The sequence below is a fragment of the Pseudomonas sp. SIMBA_067 genome, assembly GCF_046534675.1.
Classification (GTDB): Bacteria; Pseudomonadota; Gammaproteobacteria; order Pseudomonadales; family Pseudomonadaceae; genus Aquipseudomonas; species Aquipseudomonas putida.
Window position 1 is genome coordinate 1,102,824 of record NZ_JAWRYH010000001.1, and the last position, 22,460, is coordinate 1,125,283.

Here is a 22,460-nt window from a genome sequence, read left to right on the forward strand (position 1 = left end):
ACGCCCGAGCAAGAAAAGTCCATTGGAAAAGAGTGGCGGATTGTTGTTATCTGCCACTGCGCCGTCCTGATAAGCGAGTCTAACCAGCTTTACCGGGTCTGGCAGGGCATTTAGCCAGTATTTGAAGGCGCAGTGCGCCAATCGTTCCATCTGATTGCAGGGATCGGTATCCTCGGGAACTTCTGCTGCCAACCGGAGCACAGATTAAAGACATTCATTGCACAGGACCCAAGCCATGCACCTTCTGGTAGTCGAAGATGACGACATCGTCCGTATGCTGATGGTCGAAGTGCTCGACGAGTTGGGCTACTCGGTCATCGAAGCCGAAGACGCCGCAGCCGCGCTGCGCGTGCTCGAAGACCCGAACCAGACACTGGCACTGATGATGACCGATGTGGGTTTGCCGGACATGCGCGGTGAGGTACTGGCGGTTAAAGCACGCGAGTTGCGCCCGTTGCTGCCCGTGCTGTTCGCCAGTGGCTATGCCGACAGTATCAATGTGCCCGAGGGCATGCACCTGATCGGCAAGCCGTTCAGCATCGACCAGTTGCGCGACAAGGTGATGGCCATTCTCGGTCCGGTTTGAGATTGGGGCGGCCTGGGCCGGCCGCTTCGCGGGTTTACCCGCGAAGCGGCCAGTACAGGCAACACAGCTCACAGCTCCCTGCGCAATAGATAGGTATCCATGATCCACCCCTTGCGCCGCCTCTCCTGCTCCCGCACTTCCAGTATGCGTGCCTTCACCGCCTGCAAGGGCCCGGCAATCAGCACTTCATCCTCGGTCCCCAGGTACGCGCCCCAGTAGATCACCAGCTCCGGGTCATCAAGCTGGGCAAACGCGCACTGCCCGTCGAGCATTACCACCACATTGTCGATAGGCCCCTGCCCGGCCAGGCGCCGCCCTGGCAGCACGGTCAGAGGCTCGCCGATGCGGTTGAGCGGCACCTGGTGCCGCGCCGCCAGCGCCTGCACACTGCTGATGCCAGGGATTATCTGCAGGCGCAGCGCCACGCCGCGTTCGCGGACCAGATCGAGAATACGCAGGGTGCTGTCGTACAGGGTCGGCTCGCCCCACAGCAGAAAAGCGCCGGTTTCCCCATCGCCAATCTCTCGCTCGATCAGCTGGGCGTACAGCGCAGCACGCTGCCGGTGCCAGTCCTGCACCGCGCCAAGGTAGTCATCCGCCTGGCCATCGCGCGAGGGGTCGGCCACCTGCACCAGGCGATAGCCACCTTCGGGACGGTAACGTTGCACAATGGCCTTGCGCAGGCGTACCAGTTCATCCTTGTCGCTGCCCTTGTCGAGCACGAAGAACACACAAGCGCTACGCAGCGCATCAACGGCTTCATACGTGATCTGGCGCGGGTCACCCGCGCCAATTCCGATCAACAACAGGTCTTTCATCGCCCTGCCCTTTGCGGGAACCAGCAGCCATTGTCAGGCGGCTACTGGTATTTGGCAAAATGCCCGCTTAGAAGATCGAGAAGTTGTAGCTGACAATGACACGTGTTTCATCCATGTCACGCGCCCACTTTTCATAGTTGCTGCGGTAGGTGGAATTACGCAGGCGCACGCTGACATCCTTGAAAGTGCCACTTTGCACCTGGTACTTGAACTCGGTGTCGCGCTCCCATTCCTTGCCTTCGGCGCTGCTGCCCGGCACCTTTATATTGTCGCCGTTGATGTACCGGGTGAAGAAGGTCAGGCCGGGCACGCCCAGCGCCTTGAAGTCATAGTCGTAACGCACCTGCCAGGAACGCTCCTGAGCGGCGGCGAAGTCGTTGACCTGGGCATAGTTGACCAGGTACGGGTTGCTGCCATCCAGGTAGGGCATGGCGCTGTCGCCATACATCCGCTGCCAGCCGGCACTGATCTTGTGGCCGCCCAGGCTGTAGCCGAGCATGCCGCTGAAGGCGCGATGGTCGATTGCACCCGCGCGGGCATTGCCAATGTCATCACTCTTGATCAGGCGCAGGTCGGCCGACAGGCTGCCCACCGCCAACGGCTGGCTGGCGACCAGGTCGAGGAAGTGCTGGCGGTAGATGTTTTCCAGCTTGGCCACCTGGTACTGGGCACTGATTCGCTCGTTGAAGCGGTAATCGACACCAGCCAGGTCGAAGTGGTCGGCTTCGATATCGCAGGCATAGCGCTTGTTCTTGCAGTGCACGCGAATGTCCTGGCGGTCGGTGGAATCCCGTGCGGTGTATTTGTCCAGGCGGGCCAGGGTGAACTTCAAGTCGCGCACTTCCTCAGACGTGAGCATGGCGCCATGGAACATGGTAGGCAGCAGGCGGCCATCGTTGTATTTGAGCAAGGGCACATCGGGCATCATCGAGCCGTACTTGAACACGGTATTGGACACTTTGACCTTGGCCGCCAGCCCCATCTTCGCGTACTGGTCAGCCGAGTGCCGAGGATCATGCCCGGAAGAAGGCAGCAAGCCGCTGTTACTGTCGGCCGGGCTGGAGTCGAGTTTGAAACCGAACATGCCCAGCGCATCCACGCCAAAACCTACCGGGCCCTGGGTATAACCCGACTGGACATTAAGGATGAAACCTTGCGCCCATTCTTCCCGCTTGGACGCACCTTGGCTGGAACTGCTATGGCCGTCACGAAAATCCCGGTTGAAATAGACATTGCGTGCTTCAATCTTGGCGCTGCTGTCTTCAAGAAAACCGGCGGCCTGGGCGTTGACGCCGGCACACAACAGGAACAGGCCGGCAACACGGCGCCCAGGGGCGAGGGGGAAAGGGGAAAACATGCGAGGAAACATCCAGAATCAAAGGCGAGTTAACACACTGTGGCACGAACTGGCCACGGCACTGCGACAAGGCCGAACAATCGCCGGCCATCATCTGAAATGATCGCGCAAAGGCTCTGGCACAGGCCATTGGACCATGGTCTAAACGTGCCGAAGGGCAGGTGCAAAAAACCCGGAAAATACCGCACGCAAAACTAGGAAAGTTCCCGCCTTACTTACAAAAGTTAGCAGTTTACCAAGTACCCATGAATGACTACACTCGATATCAGCGAACAGCGGAACCCACCCGCGTGGCTGGCGTTTTTATGCGTATTCAATGTTCGTCACGCCCTGCCACGACCGACGTACAGGAGTGATTACAGTGTCCAGACTTGCAGAGTTTCGTGCTGCCGAAAAAGCGCTCCAGGAGCAGATGGCGCAACTGGAAGCCTTGAAAAAGGATGCCGGCCTCAAACGCGAAATCGAATTCGAGCAGAAACTAGTCGGCCTGATGAAAAGCTATGACAAGAGCCTGCGCGATATCATCGCCATCCTCGACCCCAAGGCGGTAAGCAGGGGTACCAGCACAGCGCCCAAGCAACAGCGCCGCCCGCGCGTGGTAAAGGTTTATCAGAACCCGCACACCGGCGAGCGGATCGAGACCAAAGGTGGCAACCACCGGGGCCTCAAGGCCTGGAAAGAACAGTACGGGGGCGCCACGGTAGAAAGCTGGGTACGCTGATGAAACGTCCACACTTGCTTCACACTTTTTTCACAAGGGCTGGCTCAGTATCGAGACAGCTAAAGGACTAGCGACCCCACGCGCCCGCACATGCGGGCCTCTAATTCTAGCGCCCTGCCTTGTGCAGGGCGCTTTCATTTGCGCAATCAGCGCACTGCCGTATCATGGCCAGCCTGTCTGTTTTGCCGGTGCCCTGCGCCCGGCCCCGTCTCAGGAGTTCCCATGAGCCTGCACGATCTGCAAACCCTGCCTGGCGTCACCGCCCAACCGGATGCCGCTACCGCCCAATTCGTCTTCAACCACACCATGCTGCGGGTCAAGGACATCGAGAAGTCGCTGGACTTCTACACCCGCGTGCTGGGCTTCCGCCTGGTGGACAAGCGCGATTTCCCGGAAGCCGCCTTCAGCCTGTACTTCCTGGCCCTGGTTGACCCGGCGCAGATTCCCGCCGATGACGCCGCACGCCACCAGTGGATGAAGTCGATCCCTGGCGTACTGGAGCTGACCCACAACCACGGCACCGAAAACGATGCCGAGTTTGCTTACCACAACGGCAACACCGACCCGCGCGGGTTTGGCCACATCTGCATCTCCGTGCCGGATGTGCGCGCCGCCTGTGCGCGCTTCGAAGCACTGGAAGTACCCTTCCAGAAACGCCTGCAGGACGGGCGCATGAACCACCTGGCCTTCGTCAAGGACCCGGACGGTTACTGGGTCGAAGTGATCCAGCCGACCGAGCTCAAGGGCTAAGCGTTCGTCGCCGTTCGCTCGTCGGGCCGGGAACTCCCGGCCCCTTGCTGTGGTATATGAAGGTAACTGCTTCACATGCCACAGCGAGGTAAGGACGATGCAATCTCTTCACTGTGAATACCGCGAGCACACCATCACCGCCAGCGTGATGCCCCACCCCGACTCCCCCCTGCCCTATGCCGCCGGCTGCCTGATCACCGCGCCCGACGGGCATACCAGCAAGCGCCTGTCGATGCCGATGAAGTTTTTCTCCAGCCTTGAGAATGCGCAGCATGTGTCGCTGGCCCATGGCCGCGCCCTGGTCGACCAGCAGCTGGATGACGGGCACAGGGTGTTCTGACCCTTCTATGGTCTGTACTGGCCCTTTCGCGGCTAAAGCCGCGAAGGGGCCAGCACAGGAGTAACTAGATATCCCGGGCGTAAGCCACTGCGGCATCCACCTGCGCCCGCGTCGGCCTGATACCCGTGTACAGCACAAACTGCTCCAGCGCCTGCAGCGCAATGACCTCCAACCCGGTGATCACCGGCTTGCCCAAGGCCTGGGCCCGGCGGATCAACGGCGTCTGTGCCGGCATCGCCACCACATCGAACACCCGCTCCGCCGCCGCTATGGCCTGCTCGGCAAACGCCAGCGCCTCTGCCTCCGGCCCGCCTGCCATACCGATCGGCGTCACGTTCACCAGCATCGGCGGGCAGATGTCGCCCAGCTCCGCCACCCATCGATAGCCGCACACATCCGCCAGTTGCCGACCGGCCTGCTCGTTGCGCGCAACGATGATGCCTTCTGCAAAGCCGGCATCACGCAGGGCACTGGCCACGGCCTTGGCCATCCCACCACTGCCACGCAAGGCAAAGGCGGTGCCCGGATCGACCTGATGCTGCGCCAGCAACTGGCGCACGGCCAGGTAATCGGTGTTGTAGGCTTTCAGGTGGCCATCGGTATTGACCAAGGTATTGACCGACTCGATGGCCGCTGCCGACGGGTCGATTTCGTCGACCAGTGCCATGCAGGCCTCCTTGTACGGCATCGACACGCCGCAACCGCGGATACCCAGCGCGCGGATCCCCGCCACCGCCGCAGGCAGGTCATCGGTGCGCATGGCCTTGTAGTAGAAGTCCAGGCCCAACTGCTGGTACAGGTGGTTGTGAAAACGAACGCCGAAGGTGCCGGGGCGCCCGGCCAGGGAGATGCACAGCACGGTATCCCTGCTGGGAGTTGTCGACATAACCTGCTCCTTTGTCATAACTGAAACGTTTGTTCAGCGTAACAGAGCCAACCACTGGTCGTCCCTTACACAACCTTTACCGTTCCCCTGTGCTCAGCTGACAGAGACTGCAGTCATATTAATAAGGCCCCGAACGTGGGGTTTCTCTGCGAGGTTGCTTTATGAACCGTCACATTCCCGGAATCGCCCTGCTGGTCGGCGCCTTGGCCATCAGCGGGCCCGCTGCTGCCCACGGCGGCCATGGCGGCGGTGGCTGGTATGGGCCGGGCCCGCTCCTGGGTGCGGCGGTGGTCGGCGCAGTGGTCGGCGCGACGGTTTATGGCGGGCGTGACCGTACGGTGTACGTCGAACGCCAGCCGGTCTATTACGCGCCGCCGCCGGTGTACGTGCAACCACCGCCGCAGCCGGTGTATTACCAGCCGTACTACGCGCCGGCGCCACCGCCCCCAGGCTACCGCACCTACTACGGCCCGCCCCCGGTGTATTACGGCCCACCGCGCTGGTAACGGTTGATAGAACTAATGACCACTATCGAGGAAGTTGATTTCAAACCGCCCAGGCCGCTGCGTATGGTAGAGCCATGTTTCACAGGAGGTCCTCATGGCCACTATCCAGATCATGTCCGTTGTCGGCAGCGCCGTCCCCACTTCACTGCGTGAGCAGGGCCTGCTGGCATGCTGGTACCTGGTGCGCAACGGCGAAGCCGTGAGCGGGCCAATGCCATCCCTTGCCTCGGCCCAAGCCCTGGCTGAACAGCTGCAACCAGGCACCCTGGTTGCCTGACCGAATTTGTTGTGCGTTGCTCCCTACGCCCTTATGGCCCGCCAATTTGGCGGGCTTTTTTTTTTGGTTTTTGCCGGCCCTGTCACCTCAGTGTTGGCTCAGCGTTGTGAGCTACGCCGCAGCTGGCTGGTCAGCGCCAGTACTTTGCCTTGCAGCCGCCCTACGGTGAGCACCAGATCGTTGCGCTCCCTGGCGAACTGATCAGCTTTGGCTTCTGCCTCTCGGCGGGCGTCCCGCTCACTATCCAGCAACTCGGTCAGGCGGCGGATAACTGCAATATCTGCGTTGTCCATCGCACGCTCGGCTGCATCCCGGGACAGCCACTTGCGCAGCCATAGAAATGCACCTAGCAACACAGTGCCCGTGCCGCTCAGCCAAGTGACTGTGCCCGGGCCGAGGTCGGTCGGATCCATGTAAACCTCATTACCGATGATGATGCGACGAGCCCTGGACAAAAATGCCTCAGTGGCTTTTCTTGTTGATGGATTTAATTTAGCCTACAGCTAACATTTCAACAAGAGCTAATTTAGCCATGCGCACATTTAGCAGCAAGCTAAACACTGGCATGCTTCGCCCTATGGACATCTACGACATTCGCAAGCACAACCTGGTCAAGCTTATCGGCAGCCAGAAGAAGGGATCCTGCGCAGAACGCTGGGGGATGGCGCCTGCACACCTGAGCCAGATTCTTTCCGACAAGACCGCGAAAAACCTGGGCGATGATGTGGCCCGCAGAATCGAGGGCATCGAAGACCTGCCCCGGGGTTGGTTCGACGCACTGTCGGCAGGCGACCCCGTGCAGCCGTCGGTCGAAGCGGGCGAAGGCAAGCTTTCGGCGGCCGACCTGGTCAAGCAGATGCTTGCCCGAAGCGGCAAGGGAATCCCTGAAGAAACCCGGCAAAGGTTGCTGGCCGCTGCAGAAGAACCGCAGGATGCCACGCTGGTAAAGGCTGACTTTGTTCGCCCGGGCCTGGTCGGTGACGAAGTGTGGATCGCCCACTACGATGTGCGGGCCGCCATGGGCGGCGGCCAGATCCCCCACGACTACCCTGAGATGTTCAAGGATGTTCGCGTCAGCCCCAGCCATCTTCGCGAGCTGGGTGTGGCGTTCACTGAACACCACCACCTGAAGATGATCACCGGCTGGGGTCAGTCGATGGAGCCGACCATCAAGCACCGCGACCCGCTGATCGTCGATGTCAGCATCCGCGAGTTTGTCGGCGATGGCATCTACTTCTTCTCTTGGGGTGATCACATCTACATCAAGCGATTGCAGATCGCTGACGATGACCACTTCGAGATGATTTCCGACAACTCGCGGCACAAGGACCGCATGATTCGCCGGGAAGAAACCTACATTCAGGCCAGGGTGCTGTTGGTGTGGAATGCGCACCTGGTATGAAGCCGAAGCCCGCCACCCAGGCGGGCTTTGCATAACGCTCAGAAAGGCGCTGCCGCTTCAACCTCCTCCTTGCTGAACTGCTCGACGATAAAGTCGTCACGCTCCTCCACACTGCTACGCTCCCAGCGCACGGTGACGCTTTCGTCGTCGTTGAACGTCAGGTCCAACTCTGGCGTGTCGGACAGCAGGCCCATCACTTCCTCCCACTCCGCATCACCGTCGGTATCCAGGCGATGCACAACGACCCAGCGCTGCGTCTGTGCGAGCGGGTGGTTGATCATCGACGACACCCGCAGGCTAAGCCGCTCTACTCCGGTCATTTCCTGATGCTGCTGGGGTGCTGCCTTCATGTGCTTAGACATATTCTCATCCTGATAGCTGTATATTCGTACAGTGCTCGAGGAAAGCTTATCTCACCGCCAAATCCAGCGTAAAGCCCTGTCACAGAAAAATTTCGCCAGCAGGTAATTTGTCTCAGAGCGAAATTATTTAGCTGCTGGCTATTGACCGATTTTTAGCTTGTGGCTAATGTTCAATTCGACAGCCAGATGCAAGGCTGCTCGATCGGTTCGTCATTCAAGCCACTTTTTCGTCAGGAGCTCCCATGGCCGTAGACATCAGCAACCTCACCATCGCCACCCCGGTGGCCGTCTCCTCAACCAATCCTGTAGCACTCGAACTCAACGGCGCCGAAGCGATCGCGCGGTTGCCGAGTGTGGTAACGGTACTCAGCGATGGCTCAATCCAGCTTTCAGCCCCTACCAAAGGTGCTTCGAGCAAAAGCACCCGCAGGACCCGCTGCGAGTGGACAGAAACCGAAGACTGGACATTGTCCAGCGCCCAGGATCACTGGAATCGCCAAACCATGACCCTGACCAAGGTCAACTCGGCGCTGAAGGTGGTGATCGCCCAGATGCACGTGCGTGGGGATGACAGCCCGCCGTTGAAGGTGTTCTGGAACAAAGGCAACATCACCCTGGGGTTTCGGCAGACCTACAACCAGACCGACCCGGTAAACTCGACTGTGCTCAAAGGGGTGCCTCTGGGGGCGCAGTTCAACGTGAGCATCCACACCACGTCTGCAGGCGTGGTGAATGTATCGGCCAAATGCAACGGGGTGTCCGGCGCCTCTGGTGATTTACAGCTCGACAGCACCTGGGCGTCGCGCCTGTTCGAATTCCACGGCGGCATCTACAACCAGGTTGACTATACCGATGCAACGCCGGCCTCTGACGGCTCGGTCTGCATCATCAGCGAGCTCTCGCTGATCCATCGCTGAGCCTTGAAAGCCGGGAGGGGCATCCCGATGCCCCGCCCGTCACAGATTGCATCGGGATGCCGGCTGACCAAAAGCGCGTGGTTGACACGCGTGACACGCCACGCCATTGATTAGTCTCGATGAGTCATATTGTTGCCTTCCCGCTCTCAGACTAATAATTAGCTATCTGCCTGGGGAGGCGCGAAACATGCAACCAAGATTCGTTATCGTTCCTGCTGTGCCAGTGGAAGGCGAGTCCTTCTGCATTGGCAACCGGTTCTATGCCGCCACAACTTCGGGCGGCTTCGATATCTACGACAACCAGGAGAAACAGCGGCTCAAGCGCGGCTTTATCAACAAGTCCGAGGCCGCGACTGCGTGCGCATTGATGAACGCCGAATCACGCAATCCAGCGGCGCAGTTCCCGATCTTGCGCACAGATTGATGTGCGGTATCACGCTGCCTTAACGCTAGCGGCAGCAGCGGATCAGTCCGCCCGGTGAAGCGGCAGGAAACAGGCGCTCGAAAGGGCTTGCAGTGTCATGTCGCCGTGCCGTAAATTTGCCCGATCCTGTCATTCCTGCTGGTGTTGAGGAGTGACCTGAAGCCCAACACTTGGTTGGGCTTTTTCGTTTTTGCGACAGGGCCATTTTTCAAGGTGTGCCGATTGTTGCGATTCATTAAAAGAAAGTTCTCCAGAATGCTGCGAAAGTGGTTTGTATACCTCGCGGTTGCAGGGCTGGCGGGTAACTACAGCCGATTGTTCGATCATCTTTCAATCTGGAAACCTTGGCGCTTGGCCAAGGGCATAGCGGCCCACCTCATCGCATCCTGACGCGCCCTCGGCAGCGATGCGACGAGCTTGAGCCACTCCCCTAGCAAGCATCCTCGTCATCGACTCGCCTGGCTGAGAGGTGTATGCCTCTTCGTATAACGCCATCCCTGACCGCGCATAAATCCCCAAGAACATCTGCGTCCCGCCAGGTCGGCAAAGCCTCACCCGAACATCAATACGAGTGCCGTCACTCAGTGTTTCTTCATGACTTTGGTGGTGCAGTGTCGGGTCAGCCCAAGCCCAGTACACGTGGCCCCTCATTCGCATAAAGCCCTCCTTCATCGCCGGCTGGTGGTTGGTGTAACCAGGACTGGCAGACCCCCTTCATTTGGAATTAGGCCTATCCAACTAGCTTGACCACTGGCCACGAACGAAAGCTCCATTTTTTTACCCCACTGCCCTCTATTCACTGCCGCGCTGCGCGGCCTGGCCATGCGCTGCAGTGTATGACGAAGTGGTGGACAGGAACCCGGCGGCATCGATTGAGTTGCCGCGCAAGAAATAGAAGCAGGTAGACCCCTTCACGCTCGAAGAGGCAGAGCCCTTGATCCAGTGGATGCACGATAACTTTTCCCGGTGCAACCCGGTGTTCGCAGCGTTCTACGAGCGAAACTGGAAAAGAACGTAATTGGTACAGAATTGGTAAAGGATTAAATTTCGTTCACCTTACGCCCTTTAGTCATAAGGCATTCGACAGCAATTCAGCCATACTCCAGAATGTATCGGTTTTTGGGGAAAACCCTTGCACAGCCAACGACATACCAACTTTTAGTGAGCCTCAACGTGAAAACATCCCTGTCCATCCTCAGCCTGCTGCTGTTGCTCACAGGTACCGCGACCCTTCCGTCGACTGCTGCTGCACAACCCCAGGCCCAAGTCCAACGTGACCCGTCCAAGTTGCATCTGGCTTCAGGCAGCGCCCTGCTGATCGACCTGAATACCAACCAGGAGCTGTATTCGAGCCACGCCGACCGCGTGGTGCCGATCGCTTCGGTAACCAAGCTGATGACAGCGATGGTGGTGCTGGATGCCAAGCTGCCCATGGATGACATGCTAACCATGACCATTGCCAACAACCCGGAAATGAAAGGCGTGTATTCGCGCGTGCGCCTGGGCAGCCAGCTCGACCGCCGCGAAACCCTGCTGATTACCCTGATGTCGTCGGAAAACCGTGCCGCCAACAGCCTGGCCAACGCCTACCCCGGCGGCTATCCGGCGTTCATCAAGGCGATGAATGCCAAGGCCCGCAGCCTGGGTATGGCACATACCCGCTACGTAGAGCCGACCGGCCTGTCGACGCAGAACGTGTCCACCGCCCGCGACCTGGCCAAATTGCTGATGGCATCGCGCAAGTACCCGATGCTGAGCGAGTTGTCGACCACCCGCGAGAAGACCGTGGCCTTCCGCAAGCCCAACTACACCCTGGGCTTCCGCAACACAGACCACCTGGTAAACAAAAGCAACTGGGACATCAAACTGACCAAGACTGGCTTCACCAACGAAGCCGGGCACTGCCTGGTGCTGTTGACCCGCATGGACAACCGCCCGGTGGCCATGGTCATCCTCGACGCCTTCGGCAAGTACACGCACTTCGCCGATGCCAGCCGCATGCGCCAGTGGCTGGAGACCGGTGCCGCCAAGCCGGCACCGGCAGTGGCCATGCAGTACAAGAGCGACCGGCAGAGCAAGGGGCGCTTGGCGTCCGAATAACCGCCTGTATCTGGCGCTGTGTGTAGGAGCGGCCTTGCGGCCCATCGCGACGCAAGGCCGCTCCTACAGGTTGTTGCGTAAGACAGTCAGGCCGTGGCGCTGACCATCCCGCCCGAGCTGCTGCCACCCTCTTGCTGCAACAGCTCCAGCAACTGCGCCGTGGCAGCCATGATCTGCCCATTGATGGTGGCAATGCTCGCCTGCTTGGCGCCCACCGCAGCCGCCTTGGCAGCGTCATCCATCTTGCTGTTCTGCAATGCGGCCAACTGCTTCTGCTCCTCGACAAGCTGCTTCTGCAGGTCCTTGATCAGCTGACGCAGCTCGGTTACGGCCTCGGACTCACCACTGTCTTCACTGTCCGTAGGTTGCGCCTGGCTACCCGCAGAAACCTTCATGCTATCGCTACTGATGCTCAAGGGGCCCAGTGCCTCGCCAGCCTGTTTTGCCTGTTCGCGTTCGGTCGTTGCGTTCGCGCTCAGCGTCTGCGCTGAAATGCCATTGATCATCAGGTTGCTTGCCGTGATGCCGCTCATGTCGATTCCCTGCCGAAAGATAGGTCCTTGCTGTAACCACCCTATCGGCCCCCCCTCGCAGTTCTTTAGCCCGCTTAAATTCCCCCGCGACTGGCTCGTTCCAACACATGTACTTGCGCAGGAGCCGGAGCCCCGGCGGGCGTCCATATTCGACCATTCAGGGAATCGCAGCCATGAGCCAGTCCTCACAGCAGGAAACCATCAAAGATCTGATCGGCGTGGGCTTCGGCCCTTCCAACCTGGCCTTGGCCATTGCCCTGGAAGAACTCGCCGAGTCCCAGGGCCATGCCCTCGACGCACTGTTCATCGACAAGCAGCAGGACTACCGCTGGCACGGCGAAACCCTGGCCACCCAGAGCGAGCTGCAGATCTCGTTCCTCAAGGACCTGGTGTCGTTGCGCAACCCCACCAGCCCCTACAGCTTCGTCAACTACCTGCACCAGAAGCAGCGCCTGGCCGACTTCATCAACCTCGGCACCTTCTACCCCTGCCGCCTGGAGTACAACGACTACCTGCGCTGGGCCGCCGAACACTTCGCCACCCAGGCGGTGTATGGCCAGGAAGTGCTGCGCATCGAACCGGAGGTGCAGGCTGGCCGGGTCGAGCACCTGCGCCTGGTCTCGCGCGACGCCCAGGGCCGCGAATACAGCCGCCGCACCCGCTCGGTGGTGGTCGGCAGCGGCGGCACGCCAAAAATCCCGGAAAAGTTCGGTGCCTTCAAGGACGACCCGCGGGTATTCCATCACTCCCAGTACCTGAGCAGCCTAAATAAGCTGCCGTGCACCGCCGGCAAACCGATGCGCATCGCGGTGATCGGGTCGGGGCAAAGCGCCGCCGAGGCATTCATCGACCTCAACGACAGCTACCCGTCGGTCAAGGTCGACATGATTCTACGTGGCTCGGCGCTCAAACCCGCAGACGACAGCCCGTTCGTCAACGAGATCTTCTCGCCGGACTACACCGACCTGGTCTACAACGAACCGGCCGACCAGCGCAGCAAACTGCTGGGCGAATATCACAACACCAACTACTCCGTGGTGGACCTTAACCTGATCGAACGTATCTACGGCATCCTGTACCGGCAGAAGGTCGCCCACCAGCACCGTCACAACGTGCTGTGCCGCCGCCAGGTCGAAGCCGTTGTGGCTACCCGCGAAGGCCTGGAACTGACCCTGCGCGACCTCGCCACCGGCCAGCAGCAAACCCACCGCTACGACGCGGTGATTCTCGCCACCGGCTACGAGCGCCGCTCGCACCGTGACTTGCTGGCACCTCTGGCCGGTTACCTGGACGACTTCAGCGTCGACCGCAACTACCGAGTGCTGGCCAGCCCCGACCTGCAGGCCTCGGTGTACCTGCAGGGCTTCTGCGAGAACAGCCACGGCCTGAGCGACACGCTACTCTCGGTGCTGCCGGCCCGCGCTGCGGAAATTGGCCATGCGCTGTACCAGGACCTGGCGCAGCTGCACGGCAAACCGCAACCTGCCGTGGCCCTGACCCGCGCCTGACCCCTCTGCAACTTTTCCTTTCAAGGCCGGCTGACGCCTCGCGCGCAGGCCGGCTTTGCGCTTAGAAACATTTGCTTGCATTTAAAACGGCAGGTTTTCAATTCTCATTCGTCCTTATCAGTACAGCCCTCTTTGGTTGGGCACACGCTCGACCACCCAATGCAGAAGACCGTCTGATGGCCAAATCACCGAAAAAATCCAAATCCAGGCTGTGGTTCCTGGTCCATAGCTGGCTCGCCCTGCCGATCTGGTTCTTTGTGCTGATCGTCTGCTTTACCGGCATGCTCGCCGTGGTCAGCCAGGAAATTGTCTGGCTCGCCAACTCCGATGTGCGTGCCAGCAAGCCCTACGCCGACGCCGAGCGCCTCAGCTTCCAGCAGGTGCTGGACGCCATGCACAAAGCCGATCCGGACATGGTCGTGGAGTCGCTCAGACAACCCGACGGCTCTCACTTTGCCCTCACGGCGGATGTGACATTGCCAGACGGCACCAGCCCGACGCTGTACGTCAACCCGTACACCGGCGCCATCCAGGGCAAATCCCCCGACTTCAACTTCGAAGGCTTCACCCGCGCCCTGCACGGCTGGTGGCTGGTGCCCTTCACCAACGGTTTCAGCTGGGGCTGGTACCTGGTGTCGATTCTCGGCTTGCCCATGCTGGCATCGCTGGTGACCGGGCTGGTGGTGTACAAGAAGTTCTGGAAGGGCTTCTTCAAACCGGTACGCACGGGGCATGGCTCGCGCATCTTCTGGGGCGACCTGCATCGCCTGGCGGGCGTCTGGTCGATCTGGTTCATTGCGGTCATTTCCATTACCGGTACCTGGTTCCTGATCCAGGCAATCCTGTTCGACAACCACATCACCATTTCCAGCCGGCCCATCGTGCCAGTGATCGCCCGCGAAGATGTGCCACAAACACCCGATGGCAGCCCTGCCACGCGCATTGACATTGATGAGGCAGCGCGCATCGCCGGCCTGGCCATCCCGGGCCTCGAAATCAGCTTCGTTTCGTTGCCGTCCACCGCTTACAGCCATGTTTCAATGGGCGGGCGCGGTTGGTATCCGCTGATGTTCCAGAGCGCCCACGTCAACCCTTACACGCGCAACGTCGACAGCCAGTTCCTGCTCAGCGACCGCTCGACGCTGGAGTTCGTCACCGAGTCCATGCGCCCCTTGCACACCGGCGACTTCGGCGGCCTGCCGATCAAGCTGATCTGGTTCTTCTTCGGCCTGGTGCTCACCCTGATGGTGTTCAGCGGCTTGCTGATCTGGACCAAACGCACCGCGCAGGCCACCGCCGCCGCCCTCAAGCGCAGCGAACGCACACCCCGCGCTGCGCGCGCCCAGACCTCCCTGGAGACCCAACCATGAGCCACGCACAGGCCGTGCCCGCCCGCCCACTGAAGCAATGGTGGCTGAAGTGGCGTTTTCACCTGAACATCTTGTTGATCCTGGTGCCGCTGGGCTTCATGCCCAAGTATTTCAACGACGCAAAGCTGTTCCGTGGCGACGCCGGGCTGGGGGCCAACGTGATCACCGGTATCCAGGCAGGCCCCTATACCCTGGACCTGGCTGAACTGCGTGACGAAGCACCACGCCAAGACGGCCCGGCTGGCAATTTCAAATCCTTCAACGCGGCGCTATGCAAAGCCTGCATCAATGACGTCAAGGCCGTTTACCTGCGCATAGGCAAACCGCGCAGCCTGCGTGCCGCCGGCACGATCTTCTTCGGTGCGCCTTATCGCATGGGCACAAACCTGCCCATTCCGCCCCGCACCAAACCCGACGCACAGATCTGGATCACCCTGGAAGGCTGGGACGGCAGCATGCACCAGGCGTCGGTCCCCCTGGCCAAAGCATCGCCAGCCACCGTGGCCTGGCTCGAAAAACAAGGAGGCAAGAAATGAAACAGCTGATGCGATCCCTCGCCCTGCCCTTGCTGGTGCTGGCCGCCGGCCCCGCCCTGGCGCACAACCCGATGTGCGAATGCGAAGAAACGGCCGGCGGCCAGGTCAAGTGCACCGGCGGTTTCTCGGACGGCAGCGGTGCCCCGGGGGTGACCCTGGATGTGATCGGCTATGACGAGCAAGTGCTGGTCGGCGGCAAGCTTGGCGACGACTCGACGCTCACCTTCAAGCGCCCGGACGGCGAGTTCTACGTGCTGTTCGATGCAGGCCCCGGGCACGTGGTTGAAGTCGACTACGCCGATATCGCCCAGCCATGAGCCGCGCCCAAGTGATTCGCCCGGCCGGCGCCGGGCACGAAACCCTGTACGTGCTTTTGATCAGCCTGCTGATTGTGGTGCTCGCTGCCAGCGTAGTGCTGCTGCGTGGCGAGCGCGAAGACGAACAGACCATCGCCAGCCACCAGATCGACGCCCGGCGTGACCTCACCGCCGCCGAACAAGGCCTGTACACCGACCTGCGGGTGGCCTTCGACGAAATCCAGCTGTTGCGTGAAGAAAACGCTGCCGTGCCTAGCGTGCAGGCCCTGGCCGAAGAAGGCCTGCCACCCTTCGTGGTCGATGCCGGCAGCCAGAGCCGCGGCGGCCACCAATGGTCGTGGCTGGAGCCCGGCGCTTACCTGGGCCGCAGCCAGGCCCCGGAAGTCGCCGGCAGCCTGCTGCTGATCCTGCCGGCCGACAGCACTGGCCAGGCCGATGTCTGGCTGCGCCGCGACAGCGCCGCCATGACCCCGGACGACCTCGGCCAGGCGGCCCTGATCGCCGCTGGCTGGCAGCAGGTGGTCAGCCACTACGACGCCGGGGTTACCCGCGAACACCGTCACTGAACCCAAGGACTTCCCCATGTTCCGCTCCGCCCTCGCCCTGCTCCTGGCCCTTGCCCTGCCGGCAATGGCCCTGGCCGATAACGGCAAGCCGCTGCGCATCGGCATCACCCTGCACCCCTACTACAGCTACGTGACCAACATCGTCGGCGACAAGGCCGAAGTGGTACCGCTGATTCCAGCGGGCTTCAACCCCCACGCCTACGAACCACGGGCCGAGGACATCAAGCGCATCGGCACCCTGGATGTGGTGGTGCTCAACGGTGTCGGACACGACGACTTCGCCGACCGCATGATCGCCGCCAGCGAAAAGCCCGGCATCAAGACCATTGAAGCCAACCAGAACGTGCCGTTGCTGGCGGCCACCGGCATTGCCGCCCGTGGCGCAGGCAAGGTGGTCAACCCGCACACTTTCCTGTCGATCAGCACCACCATCGCCCAGGTCAACAACATCGCCCGCGAACTGGGCAAGCTCGACCCGGACAACGCCAAGCTGTACACGCAAAACGCCCGCGCCTACGCCAAGCGCCTGCGCGCGCTGCGTGCCGAAGCCCTGGCCAAGGTCACCGAGGCGCCCAGCGCCACCTTCCGGGTTGCCACCATCCATGCCGCCTACGACTACCTGGTACGCGACTTCGGCCTGGAGGTGACGGCCGTGGTCGAGCCTGCCCATGGCATCGAGCCCAGCCCGGCCCAGCTGAAAAAGACCATCGACCAGCTCAAGGCCCTGGACGTGCGGGTGATCTTCTCGGAAATGGACTTCCCGTCGGCCTACGTCGAGACCATCCAGCGCGAATCTGGCGTGCGTCTGTACCCGCTCACGCACATCTCCTATGGCGAATACACCAAGGACAAGTACGAAGTGGAAATGAAGCGCAACCTCGACACCGTGGTCCGCGCCATCCAGGAGAACCGCGCATGACCGCCGCCGCCAACCTGGTGACGGGCTTCGGGCCGCGCATCGAGTTCGCCGGCATCGACCTGACGCTGGGCCGCACACGCATCCTGGAACAGGTCGGTTTCAGCGTGGCCGCTGGCAGCGTGCACGCCATCGTCGGCCCCAACGGCGGCGGCAAGAGCTCGCTGATCAAGACCCTGCTCGGGCAGATGCCGCATCAGGGCCAACTCACCCTGCATTGGCCAAGCGAACGCGAAGTGATCGGCTATGTGCCGCAGGCATTGGAGTTCGACCGCGGCCTGCCAATGACCGTGGACGACTTCATGGCCGCCATGTGCCAGCGCCGCCCGGCCTTTCTCGGCCTGTCGCGGCGCGTGCAACCGGCCATCGACGCGGCGCTGGCGCGGGTCGGCATGCTCGACAAGCGCAAGCGGCGCATGGGTGCGTTGTCCGGGGGCGAGCGCCAGCGCGTGCTGCTGGCCCAGGGCCTGATCCCCGAGCCGCAGTTGCTGGTGCTGGACGAGCCCATGTCGGCACTCGATGAAGCCGGTATCCAGGTGTTCGAGCAGTTGCTCAAGGGCTGGCGCCAGGCTGGCACCACCGTGCTGTGGATCGAACACGACCTGGAAGCCGTGCTGCGCCTTGCTGACCGGGTAACCGGCCTGAGCCGCAAGGTGCTGTTCGACGCCCCACCCGTCCAGGCCCTGACCCCGGAGCGCCTGCTCGGCCTGTTCTCTGTTCACCCGCGTAGCGAGAGCCTTGCCTCATGAGTTTTGAAGCATTTCGCCAACTGGTCCAGGAATGGGCTACCGCTGGTTACCTGCCCGAGGCACTGGCCTACGGTTTCGTGGTCAACGCCCTGCTGGCCGGCATGATGATCGGCCCGGTGCTGGGCGGCCTGGGCACCCTGGTGGTGGTCAAGCGCTTTGCCTTCTTCTCCGAGGCAGTGGGCCATGCCGCGCTGACCGGCGTGGCCATCGGCATCCTGCTGGGCGAGCCCTACACCGGCCCCTATGGCAGCCTGTTCGGCTACTGCCTGCTGTTCGGCATCTTGCTCAACTTCCTGCGCAACCGCACCGGGCTGTCGCCGGACACGCTGATCGGCGTGTTCCTGTCGGTGTCGCTGGCGCTGGGTGCCAGCTTGCTGCTGATGCTGGCTGGCAAGATCAACGTACACATCCTCGAAAACGTGCTGTTCGGCTCGGTGCTGACCGTCAGCGGCCAGGACCTGGTGGTGTTGGGCATCGTCGCGGTACTGGTGCTGGCCTTGGCGCTGCCGCTGTACAACCGCATCATGCTGGCCAGCTTCAACCCACAGCTGGCGGCCGTGCGCGGGGTGGCGGTGAAAACCCTGGACTACCTGTTCGTGGTGCTGGTGACCCTGGTGACCGTGGCCGCCGTGAAGGTGATCGGGGCCATCCTGGTCGGTGCGCTACTGGTCATCCCCGCTGCCGCCGCTCGCCTGGTCAGCCAGTCGCTCAAGGGCTTTTTCTTCCTGTCGGTGGTGATTGCCACCATCAGCACCCTGTTTGGCATCCTGCTGCCGATCGTTTTCGACCTGCCGGTGCCGTCAGGCGCCGCGATCATCCTGGTCGCCGGCATGTGCTTTGCCCTGGCCGCCCTGGCCCGCGCCCTCGTCCCCCGCCTGCAAGGAAACCCGGCATGAACTTCAAACGCCTGACCCTGACGCTGGCCCTGGCCGGCCTGCCGTCGCTGTCTTTTGCCACACAAGTGCTGACCACCCTGCCCGTCACCCACAGCCTGGCCAGCGCCCTGCTCGACGGCACTGCCGTACAGCTAAAACGTGCGGCGCCGGCCAACCTGCCGGCCAGCCGCCAGCCGTCGTACTTCAGCGGGCGCGGTGGGGCCAGCCTGGAAAAAGCCGCACAACAGGCCGACGCAGTGATCGGCGTGCGTTCGATCTGGCGTGACGACCCGCTGTACCCGATGGCCCGGCGCAGCAACATCCGCATCGTCGAAATCGATGCCGCACGGCCGGTGGACGGTGCGCTGCCAGGGATTGCGGTCTCGGGTGATGACGCCTATGGCGCCTACCCCTGGCTCAACCCGACCAACCTGGGGCGTATGGCCGATGTGGTGGCCAACGATCTGGAGCGCTTGGCCCCAAGTGACAAAGCGAAAATCCAGGGCAACCTGGCGGGCCTCAAACGCAAGTTGCTGGAGCTTTCGGCCAGCAGCCAGACACGCCTGGCCAAGGTCGACAACCTGACCGTGGTGAGCCTGTCCGACCGGCTGGGTTACCTCGCCAGCGGGTTGAACCTGGACGTGGTGGAGCAGCCGCTGCCGGCCGAGTGGGATGCTGCCGCGCTCAAGGCGTTGGAGGAAAATCTGAAAGCGCAGGATGTGGCGCTGGTGCTGGACCACCGACAGCCGGACGCGGCGGTGGCCGAAGTGATCAAGGCAGCCGGGGCGAAACTGGTGGTGGTGGAAAGTGACCCTGACGATGCGTTTGCAGGGTTGAAGGCCAGTGTCGACCAGGTGGTGGGGGCATTGGGCGAAAGCTGACGGTGCCTGTGCCGGCCTCTTCGCGGGTAAACCCGCGAAGAGGCCGGCACAGGCAACACATGACTAACGCTTCATGCACCGCTGATAACGCTCATCCACCCGCCCGGCAAACCATGCCGTGGTCAGCTTGCGGGTAATCTTCGGGCTCTTCAGTTCGATCCCCGGCAATACCGCCCGTGGCACCGGTTTACCGGCCTTGGCATCCGCCAGGGCAAACACTCCGCTGTACAGTTTGCTGTCTTCGAACGCCAGGCTGTCGCCCTCCTCCAGCTGGCTGCGAATCTGCGGGTTACGCAGCCCTAGCTTCACCCCCAACTTTCTCGCGGCCTGCTCGGTGGTGCCTGGCATGATCGCCCCCGGTGCAATCAGGTCGCCGTCCAGGGCAAGCGGCACGCCGGTCGCCTTGCTCAATGCCGCCTGGAACGCCGCGTTGCGGCTGGCGTACCAGCCTGCGTTGAAGTCGGCAAAACGGTACAACTGGCGTTCATAACTGGCCGGGTAGCCCAACAGGTGGGCAATACCGAAATACATACCGCCGCGCCGGGTGAACACTTCCTGGCGAATCGTGCCGTCATGGCTGTAGGGGTAAGCCTGCGCATGCTTTTCGGCGAAGTCGATGCTGACCTGCATCGGCCCGCCGGTGTGCACCGGGTTCAGCCCACCCAGCAAAGTCTTGCCCAGCGGCACACGGGCAATGACCTCGTCATACAGCTCGCTCAGCTGCTTCTCGCTGCGCACTGCCTGCAAACGCTGCTGGTAGCTCTGGCCGTTGCCCGAAGGTGTTTTCAGAGCGCCGTCGACCAGCAGCCTGGGAATATGCAGGCGTGCGGCACGGCGGTCGATTTCCTCACGGGCGATACGCCCCATGTTGGGCACCTGCGGGTCGGCAGTGAAGGTCGACTCTTGCTCGGTCACCGCCAACACGGCGCACAGGTTGCTTTTGCTCGGTGCAATGCGCTGGGCTTCGAATGCCACTTGAATGTCCCTGGCCCAGCCCTCGCGGTCCCTGGCCTGCGCAGGCAGCAACCGCAGCAGCTGGGCGCGGACCTTGGCCGGGTCTGCTTCCGGTGCTTCTTCACGGCGCCCGGCACAACCTTGCAGCAGCGCCAGGGCCATCAACCCGGCAGCCAGTAACCGGCCGTTCAGGGCTGTTCACCGACCAGGTAGGTTTTGCTGATGTGGCGGAACAGCGGGTGGCTAGCACTGCCCATCAATTCGAACAGCACCATCTCGCGGGTCACCACCTGGGCCCCGGCAGCACGCATGCGCGCCAGCCCCGCCGCCTTGCTGGCCGGCGTGCGGCTGTCGCAGGCATCCTCGACCACGAACACCTGCTTGCCCAACGCCAGCAGGCCAAGCACCGTCTGCAGCACGCAGACATGGGTTTCCATACCACAAACGATCACCTGCTCCCGCGCCATCAGGCTGGCCGGCAGGCACTCGGCGGCCACGCAGGAAAAATGGCTTTTTTCCACCACTTCGGCTGCCGGGGCTGCGGCCAGAAGATCCGCCACGGTATGCCCCAGCCCCTTGGGATACTGCTCGGAAATCACCGTCGGCAACTCCAGCTCGGCAGTCGCAGCCAGCAACCAGCGCGCCCGTGCCCGGGTGCCCTCGGGGTCGCTCATGGCGCCGATGAGTTTTTCCTGGATGTCGACGACCAGCAGCGTGGCCTTGTGTGAATCGATCAGCATTGTCCGCCCCTTGCCTGGGAAAAGGCCTAGCCTCCCCCAGGCAAGCGGTGACGTCAATCAGGCAGAAAGCCGAAGCGGTTCCAGCGAAGCAGTCAGCGCGCCGAGCACATGGTCCTCCTGCTCATGGATGAAGAAGTGGCCGCCGGGGAACATCCGCAGCGAGAACTCGCCGTGGGTTTCCTGGCGCCAGGCCTGCAATTGCTCGTCGCTGGCCCGGTCATCCGCGCCGCCCAGCACGTGCAGCGGGCACTGCAACGCCGGTCGCTGGCGGTAGGCGTAGGTGCCGCAGAGCAAAAAGTCCGCGCGCAGGGTCGGCAAGGTCAGGCTCATCAGCTCCGCATTGGCCAGCACTTCCTCGGGCGTACCCTGAAGCTCGCGCAACTCGCTGATCAGCTCGGCGTCACTCTTGGGCTCGCGCCAGCTCTTGCCGTCGTAGTCCTCACGACGCGTGGGCGCCGCCGTGCCGCAGGCGAACAGCGCCAAGGGTGGCGGGCAGCCCAATGCCTGCAGTTCATGGGCCAGCTCGAAGGCCAGCAGCGCGCCCAGGCTGTGCCCAAGCAGCGCATAGGGGGCATTGGCCGCCAGGCGCTGCTCGCTGGCCAGTTGCCGGGCCAGGGCTTGCATGTCGGTGTGCAGCGGCTCGGCCATGCGCGCACCACGACCGGGCAGCTCCACCGGGCGTACTTGCAGCCAGGCTGGCAGCTTGCGCCGCCAGCGGCTGTAGACCATGGCGCTGGCCCCGGAATACGGAAGGCACAGCAGGTTCAGGGCAGTCACTGAGTAGCGGCTTCGGCCATTTTCTGACGCAGGCTCAGCGGGCGCATGTCGGTCCACACCTCGTCGATGTAGGCCAGGCAGTCCTTTTTCAAACCACTCTTGCCCACGGCACGCCAGCCGTTGGGGATGGCCTTGTAGTCCGGCCAGATCGAGTACTGCTCTTCGTGGTTGACCACTACCTGGAACTGAATATCGTCGCGGTCGAAAACGGAAGTCATTGCCTGTCTCCTTGAATGGTAAGTGCCGCCGCACGCCTGGTGCAGGGGGGGCTTTCAAGTAGACGTAGCAAGTG

General features: G+C 62.0%; 31 protein-coding genes. 19 read left to right on the forward strand and 12 right to left on the reverse strand.

The features are described from left to right. Nucleotides 1-235: 235 nt before the first annotated feature. A complete protein-coding gene (locus SB765_RS05040; RefSeq protein ID WP_341798368.1) occupies nucleotides 236-586 on the forward strand; it encodes a response regulator in 351 nt (116 codons plus the stop codon). A 68-nt stretch (nucleotides 587-654) separates the two neighbouring features. On the opposite strand, the gene cobF is transcribed toward SB765_RS05040, so the two are convergent. Together cobF and SB765_RS05050 are read right to left on the reverse strand one after the other, a co-directional pair. Beyond that, nucleotides 655-1,404 (reverse strand): precorrin-6A synthase (deacetylating), encoded by a 750-nt coding sequence (gene cobF, locus SB765_RS05045; protein ID WP_341798367.1) that lies wholly within the window; start codon nucleotides 1,402-1,404, stop codon nucleotides 655-657. A 67-nt stretch (nucleotides 1,405-1,471) separates the two neighbouring features. After that, nucleotides 1,472-2,761 carry an OprD family porin gene (locus tag SB765_RS05050; RefSeq protein WP_410910173.1) on the reverse strand — a complete coding sequence of 430 codons (1,290 nt, stop codon included), beginning with the start codon at nucleotides 2,759-2,761 and terminating at the stop codon, nucleotides 1,472-1,474. Nucleotides 2,762-3,122: 361 nt separating this feature from the next. Between SB765_RS05050 and SB765_RS05055 the strand changes: the two genes are divergently transcribed. From SB765_RS05055 to SB765_RS05065, 3 genes are all read left to right on the forward strand, one after another. Further along, a complete protein-coding gene (locus SB765_RS05055) occupies nucleotides 3,123-3,482 on the forward strand; it encodes a histone-like nucleoid-structuring protein, MvaT/MvaU family (RefSeq protein WP_338744391.1) in 360 nt (119 codons plus the stop codon). A 222-nt stretch (nucleotides 3,483-3,704) separates the two neighbouring features. Next, a complete protein-coding gene (gene gloA, locus SB765_RS05060; protein WP_043196134.1) occupies nucleotides 3,705-4,232 on the forward strand; it encodes a lactoylglutathione lyase in 528 nt (175 codons plus the stop codon). A gap of 97 nt (nucleotides 4,233-4,329) precedes the next feature. Then, the gene (locus SB765_RS05065; RefSeq protein WP_341798365.1) at nucleotides 4,330-4,572 is read left to right on the forward strand and encodes a hypothetical protein; all 243 of its coding nucleotides are present in this window, start codon (nucleotides 4,330-4,332) and stop codon (nucleotides 4,570-4,572) included. 64 nt (nucleotides 4,573-4,636) lie between these two features. Here SB765_RS05065 and SB765_RS05070 read toward each other — a convergent pair whose 3' ends face one another. Next, complete coding sequence (locus tag SB765_RS05070) at nucleotides 4,637-5,458, reverse strand: shikimate 5-dehydrogenase (RefSeq protein WP_341798364.1); 822 nt, start codon at nucleotides 5,456-5,458, stop codon at nucleotides 4,637-4,639. A gap of 161 nt (nucleotides 5,459-5,619) precedes the next feature. Between SB765_RS05070 and SB765_RS05075 the strand changes: the two genes are divergently transcribed. Both SB765_RS05075 and SB765_RS05080 read left to right on the forward strand, forming a co-directional pair. Further along, nucleotides 5,620-5,964, forward strand: a complete 345-nt coding sequence (locus SB765_RS05075; protein WP_341798363.1) for a hypothetical protein — start codon at nucleotides 5,620-5,622, stop codon at nucleotides 5,962-5,964. 94 nt (nucleotides 5,965-6,058) lie between these two features. Further along, a complete protein-coding gene (locus tag SB765_RS05080; RefSeq protein ID WP_016499110.1) occupies nucleotides 6,059-6,241 on the forward strand; it encodes a hypothetical protein in 183 nt (60 codons plus the stop codon). Between the two features lie 98 nt (nucleotides 6,242-6,339). Here the strand turns inward: SB765_RS05080 and SB765_RS05085 are convergent, their stop codons facing one another. Next, nucleotides 6,340-6,654 carry a chemotaxis protein gene (locus tag SB765_RS05085; RefSeq protein WP_341798362.1) on the reverse strand — a complete coding sequence of 105 codons (315 nt, stop codon included), beginning with the start codon at nucleotides 6,652-6,654 and terminating at the stop codon, nucleotides 6,340-6,342. Between the two features lie 164 nt (nucleotides 6,655-6,818). Here SB765_RS05085 and SB765_RS05090 point away from each other — a divergent pair, with 164 nt between their 5' ends. Then, nucleotides 6,819-7,643 carry a helix-turn-helix transcriptional regulator gene (locus SB765_RS05090; RefSeq protein ID WP_341798872.1) on the forward strand — a complete coding sequence of 275 codons (825 nt, stop codon included), beginning with the start codon at nucleotides 6,819-6,821 and terminating at the stop codon, nucleotides 7,641-7,643. A gap of 38 nt (nucleotides 7,644-7,681) precedes the next feature. On the opposite strand, the gene SB765_RS05095 is transcribed toward SB765_RS05090, so the two are convergent. Then, nucleotides 7,682-8,005 (reverse strand): DUF1654 domain-containing protein, encoded by a 324-nt coding sequence (locus tag SB765_RS05095; protein ID WP_049276605.1) that lies wholly within the window; start codon nucleotides 8,003-8,005, stop codon nucleotides 7,682-7,684. A 242-nt stretch (nucleotides 8,006-8,247) separates the two neighbouring features. Between SB765_RS05095 and SB765_RS05100 the strand changes: the two genes are divergently transcribed. Together SB765_RS05100 and SB765_RS05105 are read left to right on the forward strand one after the other, a co-directional pair. Continuing rightward, nucleotides 8,248-8,922 carry a polysaccharide lyase family 7 protein gene (locus tag SB765_RS05100; RefSeq protein WP_410931031.1) on the forward strand — a complete coding sequence of 225 codons (675 nt, stop codon included), beginning with the start codon at nucleotides 8,248-8,250 and terminating at the stop codon, nucleotides 8,920-8,922. 187 nt (nucleotides 8,923-9,109) lie between these two features. Continuing rightward, a complete protein-coding gene (locus tag SB765_RS05105) occupies nucleotides 9,110-9,346 on the forward strand; it encodes an Arm DNA-binding domain-containing protein (protein WP_016499105.1) in 237 nt (78 codons plus the stop codon). 129 nt (nucleotides 9,347-9,475) lie between these two features. On the opposite strand, the gene SB765_RS05110 is transcribed toward SB765_RS05105, so the two are convergent. Together SB765_RS05110 and SB765_RS05115 are read right to left on the reverse strand one after the other, a co-directional pair. Continuing rightward, nucleotides 9,476-9,673, reverse strand: coding sequence for a hypothetical protein (locus SB765_RS05110; protein WP_341798359.1), 198 nt, complete (start codon nucleotides 9,671-9,673; stop codon nucleotides 9,476-9,478). Nucleotides 9,674-9,676: 3 nt separating this feature from the next. Next, the gene (locus SB765_RS05115) at nucleotides 9,677-10,003 is read right to left on the reverse strand and encodes a hypothetical protein (RefSeq protein WP_341798871.1); all 327 of its coding nucleotides are present in this window, start codon (nucleotides 10,001-10,003) and stop codon (nucleotides 9,677-9,679) included. 516 nt (nucleotides 10,004-10,519) lie between these two features. On the opposite strand from SB765_RS05115, the gene pbpG reads away from it, so the two are divergent. After that, a complete protein-coding gene (pbpG, locus tag SB765_RS05120) occupies nucleotides 10,520-11,446 on the forward strand; it encodes a D-alanyl-D-alanine endopeptidase (protein WP_410931032.1) in 927 nt (308 codons plus the stop codon). Nucleotides 11,447-11,532: 86 nt separating this feature from the next. On the opposite strand, the gene SB765_RS05125 is transcribed toward pbpG, so the two are convergent. Further along, complete coding sequence (locus SB765_RS05125; RefSeq protein ID WP_016499103.1) at nucleotides 11,533-11,979, reverse strand: hypothetical protein; 447 nt, start codon at nucleotides 11,977-11,979, stop codon at nucleotides 11,533-11,535. A 173-nt stretch (nucleotides 11,980-12,152) separates the two neighbouring features. Here SB765_RS05125 and SB765_RS05130 point away from each other — a divergent pair, with 173 nt between their 5' ends. The 9 genes from SB765_RS05130 (at nucleotide 12,153) to SB765_RS05170 (ending at nucleotide 19,697) form a co-directional block, all read left to right on the forward strand. Beyond that, the gene (locus SB765_RS05130) at nucleotides 12,153-13,487 is read left to right on the forward strand and encodes a lysine N(6)-hydroxylase/L-ornithine N(5)-oxygenase family protein (RefSeq protein ID WP_410931033.1); all 1,335 of its coding nucleotides are present in this window, start codon (nucleotides 12,153-12,155) and stop codon (nucleotides 13,485-13,487) included. Between the two features lie 176 nt (nucleotides 13,488-13,663). After that, nucleotides 13,664-14,857 carry a PepSY-associated TM helix domain-containing protein gene (locus tag SB765_RS05135; protein ID WP_410931034.1) on the forward strand — a complete coding sequence of 398 codons (1,194 nt, stop codon included), beginning with the start codon at nucleotides 13,664-13,666 and terminating at the stop codon, nucleotides 14,855-14,857. Then, a complete protein-coding gene (locus SB765_RS05140; RefSeq protein ID WP_016499100.1) occupies nucleotides 14,854-15,393 on the forward strand; it encodes a hypothetical protein in 540 nt (179 codons plus the stop codon). Before SB765_RS05135 ends, SB765_RS05140 begins: the two co-directional genes overlap by 4 nt. Further along, nucleotides 15,390-15,710 carry a hypothetical protein gene (locus SB765_RS05145; RefSeq protein ID WP_341798354.1) on the forward strand — a complete coding sequence of 107 codons (321 nt, stop codon included), beginning with the start codon at nucleotides 15,390-15,392 and terminating at the stop codon, nucleotides 15,708-15,710. Before SB765_RS05140 ends, SB765_RS05145 begins: the two co-directional genes overlap by 4 nt. Continuing rightward, nucleotides 15,707-16,276 (forward strand): DUF6162 family protein, encoded by a 570-nt coding sequence (locus SB765_RS05150; RefSeq protein ID WP_016499098.1) that lies wholly within the window; start codon nucleotides 15,707-15,709, stop codon nucleotides 16,274-16,276. The genes SB765_RS05145 and SB765_RS05150 overlap by 4 nt, the downstream gene beginning before the upstream one ends. A gap of 16 nt (nucleotides 16,277-16,292) precedes the next feature. Continuing rightward, nucleotides 16,293-17,195, forward strand: a complete 903-nt coding sequence (locus tag SB765_RS05155) for a metal ABC transporter substrate-binding protein (protein WP_410931035.1) — start codon at nucleotides 16,293-16,295, stop codon at nucleotides 17,193-17,195. Next, nucleotides 17,192-17,941: a metal ABC transporter ATP-binding protein gene (locus SB765_RS05160; protein WP_338744402.1), complete on the forward strand. Its 750-nt coding sequence runs from the start codon at nucleotides 17,192-17,194 to the stop codon at nucleotides 17,939-17,941. Before SB765_RS05155 ends, SB765_RS05160 begins: the two co-directional genes overlap by 4 nt. Beyond that, nucleotides 17,938-18,837, forward strand: coding sequence for a metal ABC transporter permease (locus tag SB765_RS05165; protein WP_016499095.1), 900 nt, complete (start codon nucleotides 17,938-17,940; stop codon nucleotides 18,835-18,837). The genes SB765_RS05160 and SB765_RS05165 overlap by 4 nt, the downstream gene beginning before the upstream one ends. Further along, entirely contained in the window at nucleotides 18,834-19,697 is an 864-nt protein-coding gene (locus SB765_RS05170; protein ID WP_410931036.1) for a metal ABC transporter substrate-binding protein, read from the forward strand. The genes SB765_RS05165 and SB765_RS05170 overlap by 4 nt, the downstream gene beginning before the upstream one ends. A gap of 63 nt (nucleotides 19,698-19,760) precedes the next feature. Here SB765_RS05170 and SB765_RS05175 read toward each other — a convergent pair whose 3' ends face one another. The 4 genes from SB765_RS05175 to SB765_RS05190 are packed head-to-tail and all read right to left on the reverse strand — an operon-like array spanning nucleotide 19,761 to nucleotide 22,386. After that, nucleotides 19,761-20,813, reverse strand: a complete 1,053-nt coding sequence (locus SB765_RS05175) for a DUF1615 domain-containing protein (RefSeq protein WP_410931037.1) — start codon at nucleotides 20,811-20,813, stop codon at nucleotides 19,761-19,763. 26 nt (nucleotides 20,814-20,839) lie between these two features. After that, entirely contained in the window at nucleotides 20,840-21,391 is a 552-nt protein-coding gene (locus SB765_RS05180) for a hydrolase (RefSeq protein WP_410931038.1), read from the reverse strand. A 57-nt stretch (nucleotides 21,392-21,448) separates the two neighbouring features. After that, complete coding sequence (locus SB765_RS05185) at nucleotides 21,449-22,168, reverse strand: thioesterase II family protein (protein ID WP_341798349.1); 720 nt, start codon at nucleotides 22,166-22,168, stop codon at nucleotides 21,449-21,451. Then, nucleotides 22,165-22,386, reverse strand: coding sequence for an MbtH family protein (locus SB765_RS05190; protein ID WP_016499090.1), 222 nt, complete (start codon nucleotides 22,384-22,386; stop codon nucleotides 22,165-22,167). The genes SB765_RS05185 and SB765_RS05190 overlap by 4 nt, the downstream gene beginning before the upstream one ends. Between the last annotated feature and the right edge of the window lie 74 nt (nucleotides 22,387-22,460).

Bases quoted from the DNA above. Each gene is read 5' to 3' on its own strand.
- SB765_RS05140 (WP_016499100.1), top strand. From the start codon at position 14,854: ATGAGCCACGCACAGGCCGTGCCCGCCCGCCCACTGAAGCAATGGTGG.
- SB765_RS05080 (WP_016499110.1), top strand. From the start codon at position 6,059: ATGGCCACTATCCAGATCATGTCCGTTGTCGGCAGCGCCGTCCCCACT.
- SB765_RS05160 (WP_338744402.1), top strand. From the start codon at position 17,192: ATGACCGCCGCCGCCAACCTGGTGACGGGCTTCGGGCCGCGCATCGAG.
- SB765_RS05090 (WP_341798872.1), top strand. From the start codon at position 6,819: ATGGACATCTACGACATTCGCAAGCACAACCTGGTCAAGCTTATCGGC.
- SB765_RS05145 (WP_341798354.1), top strand. From the start codon at position 15,390: ATGAAACAGCTGATGCGATCCCTCGCCCTGCCCTTGCTGGTGCTGGCC.
- SB765_RS05065 (WP_341798365.1), top strand. From the start codon at position 4,330: ATGCAATCTCTTCACTGTGAATACCGCGAGCACACCATCACCGCCAGC.
- SB765_RS05165 (WP_016499095.1), top strand. From the start codon at position 17,938: ATGAGTTTTGAAGCATTTCGCCAACTGGTCCAGGAATGGGCTACCGCT.
- SB765_RS05130 (WP_410931033.1), top strand. From the start codon at position 12,153: ATGAGCCAGTCCTCACAGCAGGAAACCATCAAAGATCTGATCGGCGTG.
- cobF (WP_341798367.1), bottom strand. From the start codon at position 1,404: ATGAAAGACCTGTTGTTGATCGGAATTGGCGCGGGTGACCCGCGCCAG.
- SB765_RS05135 (WP_410931034.1), top strand. From the start codon at position 13,664: ATGGCCAAATCACCGAAAAAATCCAAATCCAGGCTGTGGTTCCTGGTC.
- gloA (WP_043196134.1), top strand. From the start codon at position 3,705: ATGAGCCTGCACGATCTGCAAACCCTGCCTGGCGTCACCGCCCAACCG.
- SB765_RS05180 (WP_410931038.1), bottom strand. From the start codon at position 21,391: ATGCTGATCGATTCACACAAGGCCACGCTGCTGGTCGTCGACATCCAG.
- SB765_RS05085 (WP_341798362.1), bottom strand. From the start codon at position 6,654: ATGGATCCGACCGACCTCGGCCCGGGCACAGTCACTTGGCTGAGCGGC.
- SB765_RS05070 (WP_341798364.1), bottom strand. From the start codon at position 5,458: ATGTCGACAACTCCCAGCAGGGATACCGTGCTGTGCATCTCCCTGGCC.
- SB765_RS05115 (WP_341798871.1), bottom strand. From the start codon at position 10,003: ATGCGAATGAGGGGCCACGTGTACTGGGCTTGGGCTGACCCGACACTG.
- SB765_RS05040 (WP_341798368.1), top strand. From the start codon at position 236: ATGCACCTTCTGGTAGTCGAAGATGACGACATCGTCCGTATGCTGATG.
- SB765_RS05095 (WP_049276605.1), bottom strand. From the start codon at position 8,005: ATGTCTAAGCACATGAAGGCAGCACCCCAGCAGCATCAGGAAATGACC.
- SB765_RS05110 (WP_341798359.1), bottom strand. From the start codon at position 9,673: ATGATCGAACAATCGGCTGTAGTTACCCGCCAGCCCTGCAACCGCGAG.
- SB765_RS05105 (WP_016499105.1), top strand. From the start codon at position 9,110: ATGCAACCAAGATTCGTTATCGTTCCTGCTGTGCCAGTGGAAGGCGAG.
- SB765_RS05175 (WP_410931037.1), bottom strand. From the start codon at position 20,813: ATGGCCCTGGCGCTGCTGCAAGGTTGTGCCGGGCGCCGTGAAGAAGCA.
- SB765_RS05075 (WP_341798363.1), top strand. From the start codon at position 5,620: ATGAACCGTCACATTCCCGGAATCGCCCTGCTGGTCGGCGCCTTGGCC.
- SB765_RS05170 (WP_410931036.1), top strand. From the start codon at position 18,834: ATGAACTTCAAACGCCTGACCCTGACGCTGGCCCTGGCCGGCCTGCCG.
- SB765_RS05100 (WP_410931031.1), top strand. From the start codon at position 8,248: ATGGCCGTAGACATCAGCAACCTCACCATCGCCACCCCGGTGGCCGTC.
- SB765_RS05050 (WP_410910173.1), bottom strand. From the start codon at position 2,761: ATGTTTTCCCCTTTCCCCCTCGCCCCTGGGCGCCGTGTTGCCGGCCTG.
- SB765_RS05150 (WP_016499098.1), top strand. From the start codon at position 15,707: ATGAGCCGCGCCCAAGTGATTCGCCCGGCCGGCGCCGGGCACGAAACC.
- SB765_RS05190 (WP_016499090.1), bottom strand. From the start codon at position 22,386: ATGACTTCCGTTTTCGACCGCGACGATATTCAGTTCCAGGTAGTGGTC.
- SB765_RS05125 (WP_016499103.1), bottom strand. From the start codon at position 11,979: ATGAGCGGCATCACGGCAAGCAACCTGATGATCAATGGCATTTCAGCG.
- SB765_RS05155 (WP_410931035.1), top strand. From the start codon at position 16,293: ATGTTCCGCTCCGCCCTCGCCCTGCTCCTGGCCCTTGCCCTGCCGGCA.